The sequence below is a fragment of the Lacinutrix cladophorae genome, from assembly GCF_053604645.1.
Map to the genome: position 1 here is coordinate 1 of NZ_JBSHNR010000098.1, position 249 is coordinate 249.

The following is a 249-nucleotide window of genomic DNA, read 5'->3' on the forward strand; positions in this document are numbered from 1 at the left end:
TGGAGATTTAAGTGGAGTTGTATTTGAAGATCTTAACGGAGATGGAATACAAGATCCAGGAGAAGAAGGAATAGAAGGAGTAGAAGTTGTAATTACCGATGTTAACGGAGACGAAACAACAGTAACAACAGGAACGGATGGATCATGGACAGCAACAGACATTCCAATAGGAGATGCAGAAGTAGATGTAGATGAGACTACATTACCAGCAGATGTAAGTGGTACTTTAACAACAGGAACTTCAGATCC

At 40.2% G+C, this 249-nt stretch carries 1 protein-coding gene; it reads left to right on the top strand.

Features of this window, described 5'->3' with window-relative positions; all coding sequences use genetic code 11:
• A partial coding sequence (locus ACVC3Y_RS05870; RefSeq protein ID WP_452226361.1) for an SdrD B-like domain-containing protein occupies nucleotides 1-249 on the top strand: 249 nt, incomplete at both ends.